At 66.3% G+C, this 5,653-nt stretch carries 5 protein-coding genes; all 5 read left to right on the top strand.

Going from position 1 to position 5,653, the window contains the following annotated elements:
- Positions 1–464: 464 nt before the first annotated feature.
- The 5 genes from ACIP94_RS38330 (at position 465) to ACIP94_RS38310 (ending at position 5,265) form a co-directional block, all read left to right on the top strand.
- Complete coding sequence (locus ACIP94_RS38330; RefSeq protein WP_402436749.1) at positions 465–620, top strand: hypothetical protein; 156 nt, start codon at positions 465–467, stop codon at positions 618–620.
- 666 nt (positions 621–1,286) lie between these two features.
- Complete coding sequence (locus ACIP94_RS38325) at positions 1,287–2,390, top strand: cytochrome D1 domain-containing protein (protein ID WP_402436746.1); 1,104 nt, start codon at positions 1,287–1,289, stop codon at positions 2,388–2,390.
- 786 nt (positions 2,391–3,176) lie between these two features.
- Positions 3,177–3,746 (top strand): DinB family protein, encoded by a 570-nt coding sequence (locus ACIP94_RS38320; protein ID WP_402436743.1) that lies wholly within the window; start codon positions 3,177–3,179, stop codon positions 3,744–3,746.
- Between the two features lie 460 nt (positions 3,747–4,206).
- Positions 4,207–4,593: a DUF4440 domain-containing protein gene (locus ACIP94_RS38315; RefSeq protein WP_402436740.1), complete on the top strand. Its 387-nt coding sequence runs from the start codon at positions 4,207–4,209 to the stop codon at positions 4,591–4,593.
- Positions 4,594–5,019: 426 nt separating this feature from the next.
- A complete protein-coding gene (locus tag ACIP94_RS38310; protein ID WP_402436737.1) occupies positions 5,020–5,265 on the top strand; it encodes a hypothetical protein in 246 nt (81 codons plus the stop codon).
- The last annotated feature ends 388 nt before the right edge of the window (positions 5,266–5,653 follow it).

Below are 5,653 nucleotides of genomic sequence, written 5' to 3'. Positions count from 1 at the left end.
CGCACGCTCGCGAAGCTCGGGAGGGTAAGGGGACGGACGTGCCATGACTCGATCCTCTCAGGGAATCGAGCCTCCATCAGACCCGGAGCGGTTCAAGTACAGCAGCGAAGTACAGCAACCACGACGACCGTAGCCAGCTGTTATCAGGCTCGGATGACCCACCGACGTGACCGGAAGCCCTCGGCGGCCGTCGTGCCCATAGTTCGCACCGAGGGGGCCAAGGATTCGAATCCCCCCAGGTCCACGCAGCTCGAAGCCCCGGCCGGGACAACTGATGGGGGCTTCGCCCAAAGTCGCTACGCCAGCCACGCGTGTCAGTGGCCGGCCGTAGCCTTTGGCCATGCATAGAGGAGCAATCACACGGGCGTCCGTGCTCAAGGCCATCGCCGAGCATGACGAGTTGGGCCGCGAGGCGTTCCTGGAGACGTACCACTTCGGCAAGGCCCGTTCGTACGTCCTCGTGCATGAGGGGCGGGGAGTACGACTCGAAGGCGATCGCCGGAGTGGCGCACAAGTGGGATCAGGGCCGTGCGCTGGCGCCCGGCGAGTTCAGCGGCGGCAAGGATCACGCAGTCGCCTGGTTGAAGCGTCTTGGCTTCCAGGTCGAGAAGCTGATCTAGTGACTATCAAACGGGCTGCGGCGAGGGCGGGCCAAGGCGTCGGGGCGAGCAGCGCCTAGCCTGGCCGGCCGGGCTGACATCCGTGGCTGACATCAACAACCGGGTTCCTGACGGCAGAAGATGACGGCAACAGAGCCGTACGCATGGGGACCCTGGCGGTAGCAGGAGGACTGCCTTGAGCCCTTGGAGTAGCAACGCGGCAGCGCGCATGCAGCCAAGAATGAACTCCTAAAGCGGGTGTCGGTTGCCTCGTTGTCCTGGTGTTTGTCCAGTGCGCCCATGGCCACCACCGTTCACCGCCGTGCGTGCAACCCCTCTGACCTGCCCCATGAACCCCTGCGAACGCCCCCGGACGGCCACGCGGACAGTTGGAAAGCGCCTTGGACGTCCCCGAACGGACCGAATCAGAGCTCCCATCCCGTCCACCGCCTCCCCAGGCAGAGCCGAGCAGACGCAGCCCCTGGCGTCCAAGCCGTTCGTGCAGTGGCGCGCTGCACCTGGATCTCATACGGCCGCAGCCGGGCGCGCCTCGCTGACTTCCCGTCAAAGCGCGCCCTATATGTCGCTTGTTCCGATATCCCCAGTTCACGGTTCTTCTGATCCCCAGAGCACCCCAGTTCGCTGTCGGGGTCGCCGGGCCGTGGCGCCGGCTGCAAGGAGACAGCGATGCATCTGACCCACCCGGCAGGTAGACCTGCACGTCGCGGTCCGGGGCCGAATAGGAGCGGGCCCTGGGCGTGGCTGCGCACGTGCGCGGCGGCGTTGGCGGTGCTGGCGGGACTGGTCCTGCCGGCCGTCTCCTCATCCCCGGCCTGGGCCCGCCCATCCCCTGACGCCTACGTCACCAACGCCGGCACGAACGACGTGTCGGTGATCGACACCACCACCAACACCGTCATCGCCACCGTCCCCGTCGGCGGCGACCCAGAGGGTGTGGCGAGCACCCCGAACGGCCGACGCGTCTACGTCACCAACCGAGCTTCGAACACTGTGTCGGTGATCGACACCAGAACCAACACCGACGTAGCCACCATCCCCGTCGGCAACATGCCGATCGGTATCGCGATCACCCCGAACAGCCTGCGCGCCTACGTCGCCAACGCCGGTTCTGACGATGTGTCGGTGATCGACACCACCACCAACACCGTCATCGCCACCATCCCCGTCAGCACCTCGCCGAACCTAGTCGCGATCACTCCGGACGGCCTGCACGCCTACGTCACCAACTTCGGCTCGGGCAATGTGTCGGTGATCGACACCACCACCAACACCGTCGTCGACACCATCCCCGTCGGCACCGGCCCGATCGGTATCGCGAGCACCCCGAACGGCCGACGCGCCTACGCCACCAACTTCGCCTCGAACGACGTGTCGGTGATCGACACCACCACCAACACCGTCATCGCCACCATCCCCGTCGGCACCCACCCGCACGATGTCGCGATTACCCCGAACGGCCGACGCGCCTACGTCGTCGCCAACAACGGAACGAACGACGTGTCGGTGATCGACACCACCACCAACACCGTCGTCGACACCATCCCCGTCGGCGGCATCACGGGCGGTGTCGCGATCACCCCGAACGGCCGACGCGCCTACATCGTCACCGTTAGCTCGAACGATGTGCAGGTGATCGACACCACCACCAACACCGTCGTCGCCACCGTCCCCGTCGGCGCCTTTCCGGGCCGTGTCGCGATCACCCCGGGGAATGGTAAACACCACAAGCCCCACAAGCCCGAGAAGCCGAAGAAGCCCTGCCACCACTGACGACAGCAAACAAAGCCCCCCGGGACACAGGAACGACTGACACGAGGTGTCGTTGTCCTGGTCTTTGTCCAGTGCGCTGACGGACACCTCGGTTCATCGCCGTACGCGCACCCCGCCTGACCTGCCGCGTGAACCCCCACGGACACCTCCGCACGGTCATGCGGACAGTTGGAAAGCGTGCACATCGAAGAGACGCGCCGGATGTACTGACCGCGTACAGCGTGGGGCCCGGATGCGGCATGCCATGCGCCCTCCCCCACGACTGCGCGGCCACGCACGCTGGTTGGCGACAGTGGAGCCGGACTACCGGGGGTTGACAGTGGGCGAGTGGAAGCAAGGGAAGTGCGGTTGGCCAACGGCGGCCGGCGGTCGTTGCCAGAACAAGACAGTGAAGGGCACGTCGCGCTGCTACCTCCACCAAGGTGACTGGACGAAGCGCGGCCAAGCCGAGCTGAAGAAGAGGGCGAGCAAGCGCCGCAAGAAGTGACCCGGGGCCGGGGGGTGAGTGTCTAACTGCGTGACAATGCCGGCGAACATCGGCGGACGAGCCCGAACGTCTGTGGACCATCAGCGCAAGTGATATGCACAGCGGCCCAAGACAGCGCCCCCGTCTCAGTTGCTTCGGGACGAAGAGGTCGTGGGTTCAAATCCCGCCACCCCGACAGGTCAAGCACCAGGTCAAGCCTCAGCATCCTCACCCTCCGGTCATTTAGGTCAGGATCTGACCTCCAGGCCCCCTAGCGTCCTCCTTGCCTGGCGGAACACGAACCACGGAAGGCAGCGACCATGAGCGAGACCGTAACTGTCAACGAACTGGCCACCCACGACTCGGCCCATGAGCCGACCGCCACCAGCGAGCGCGCCGACTTGCTGGAGGCCCTGACCAAGCATCGGCGCTTCCTGCGCTTCACCACCCGTGACCTCACCGACGAGCAGGCCGGGCGCCGGACCACCGCCAGCCAGCTGTGCCTGGGCGGCCTGATCAAACATGTCACTGCGGTCGAGCGAGCTTGGGCGCAGTTCATCCTGGATGGCCCGTCGGCGATGCCCGACTTCACCACCATGACCGAGGCCGACTGGGCCCGACGGGCCGACGAGTTCCGGATGCTGCCCGGCGAGACGCTGACCGGCGTGCTCGCCGACTACGCCGAGGTAGCCCGCCGAACCGACGAACTAGTCGCCACCCTCCCCGACCTGGACGCCACACAACCACTACCGAAGGCCCCGTGGTCCCAGCCGGGCGCGCGATGGTCGGCCCGCCGGGTACTGATGCACATCATCGCCGAGACCGCCCAGCACGCCGGCCACGCCGACATCATCCGCGAGTCCCTGGACGGCGCCAAGACCATGGGTTAGCCAGCGGGGCGGGCGGCAGGGCGTATCGCCTCCTGCACGGGGGCGATACGCCCTGTGAGCCCGCAAACGCCTTTGCCTCACGATCCGCGGGTCAGGGACGTCAGCGAGGCAGCTGACATCTGGTCCTGACATCAACGGGCGCGAACGTCGGCGTATCAGTGCAGCTGAGGGCGCACCCACGAACGGCGGTACGAAGCCGCTATGCAGACCGATACGGGACGCCGAATCGAACTCCTAAAGCGGTGCTCATCCACGAGCGCCCTCCCGGGCCGTCCTGGGGCCGTGGAAGGCCGCTCGATGGTGACCAACGTCGACAACTGCCGACAGCTGGGCAGCAGGTCAGAAGGTTGATCGATTAGGCGGCCGCAGGTCACAGCCGCCCACGGTCAGTTGTGGCTGGACGGTGGCGGCAGGTCAACTAGGTTGCAGTCAGGCGGTTGGGCTCGGTGAGGATACGTCCATGGACAGTGCAGCAGACGATGTGAACCAGGCAATTGCGGGCGAGTTGCTGCTCATGGATCCGCGGGTACGCGCCTCGCGCGAACGCGCCGGACAGCTCCTCGACCCGGAATTCGTTGAGGTCGGCGGGTCGGGGCGACGATGGACGTACGAGACCATGCTCGCCGAACTGGCCGACCATCCCGGCAGTTCGCCAGACGCTCCCCGCTACGAGCCCTCAGAGATCTCGGGGGTGCTGCTCGCGCCGGGTCTGGTGCATCTGACGTTCGAGACCATGCTCGGCGAGCGCAGGACCAGGCACAGTTCGATCTGGCGCAAGGGGGACGGAGCCACGGGCTGGCGGATGTACTACCACCAGGCCACGCGCGTGCCGCCGGGCGTGGACTGAGTGCCGGCGCGTCCCCGGCCCTCCGCAGGAAAACCACGAGCGGCCAGGCGCTCTTCACGAAGGTGACGCACCGGCAAGGTCTGGCCGGATCAGCAACAGGCCCCCTGGGCCGTCTCCGGGCCATGCGAGGTCACCCGACGCCGACCGGCAACGACAGAAGCCCACGGCATCTGAGCTGGTCAGAGCCGTGGGCTTCCTCAGCCTCGCTGGTGAGCGAGACCGGTGATCAGTACACCGGCGTGTGATGCGGGCGAACGCGCAATGCCGCACGTCAGGGGCGTGAGGATTGGGTCAATCAGGTGACATTTCTTTCTGAGGATGCGTGCTCGGGATACCCGAGACAATCCTGAAGGGCAGCCCCACCGGCCGCAGCGCTCCATCGGGCGCGGACCTTCCGGGGCGCTCGGATTCGGGAAGGAGTTCTCGATGCAGAAACGAATCGCACGCGGCCTCACCTCAGGTCTCGCCGCAGCCATTCTGGCGACGGGAGTGGCCGCCGCAGCGGCAGGCTCCGCCTCCGCGGCGCCCTCCTCGACCGCCAGCGTGACGTCCAGCCATCTGGCACCGCCGGCGAAGAAATGTCACAAGGTCAAGGGCTACTGGAAGAAGGTCAAATCCCACGGCAAGGTAAAGAAGGTCTGGGTCAAGCCCCACACCGTCTGCACCAAGTAGCGGCACTCCGCCGCTCCGCATGGGCCTCCATGTGCAGACAGCAGACCTGCACATGGAGGTCTGCGTATGTGCAGGCGCCAGGCCCACGCCCCAAGCCCCCCTGGGTGCTCGTGAGGTAGTCGATCCTGTTCTGAAGCAAGGCGACGCGGAGCCCTGTGATCGACTCGTGTGGTCGTGGGTCATGTCGGTCGTGGCGCGGGAGCCGACAGTCGAGCGGGTCTGTGGCCATCCTCTGGCCAGGATCGGACTCGCCGACCACGCGCCGTTGGAGAATCACCAGGTCACGGGACTCGTGAACCGCTCCGGGTCTGATGGAGGCTCGATTCCCTGAGAGGATCGAGTCATGGCACGTCCGTCCCCTTACCCTCCCGAGCTTCGCGAGCGTGCG

The sequence above is a fragment of the Streptomyces sp. NPDC093261 genome, from assembly GCF_044753645.1.
Classification (GTDB): domain Bacteria; phylum Actinomycetota; class Actinomycetes; order Streptomycetales; family Streptomycetaceae; genus Streptomyces.
Note: the sequence above shows the minus strand (reverse complement) of the source record. Positions and strands in the feature narration are given on the sequence as shown.

Excerpts from the sequence above, each read along its gene's own strand:
- ACIP94_RS38320 (WP_402436743.1), top strand. The coding sequence starts at position 3,177 with ATGAGCGAGACCGTAACTGTCAACGAACTGGCCACCCACGACTCGGCC.
- ACIP94_RS38325 (WP_402436746.1), top strand. The coding sequence starts at position 1,287 with ATGCATCTGACCCACCCGGCAGGTAGACCTGCACGTCGCGGTCCGGGG.
- ACIP94_RS38330 (WP_402436749.1), top strand. The coding sequence starts at position 465 with ATGAGGGGCGGGGAGTACGACTCGAAGGCGATCGCCGGAGTGGCGCAC.
- ACIP94_RS38315 (WP_402436740.1), top strand. The coding sequence starts at position 4,207 with ATGGACAGTGCAGCAGACGATGTGAACCAGGCAATTGCGGGCGAGTTG.
- ACIP94_RS38310 (WP_402436737.1), top strand. The coding sequence starts at position 5,020 with ATGCAGAAACGAATCGCACGCGGCCTCACCTCAGGTCTCGCCGCAGCC.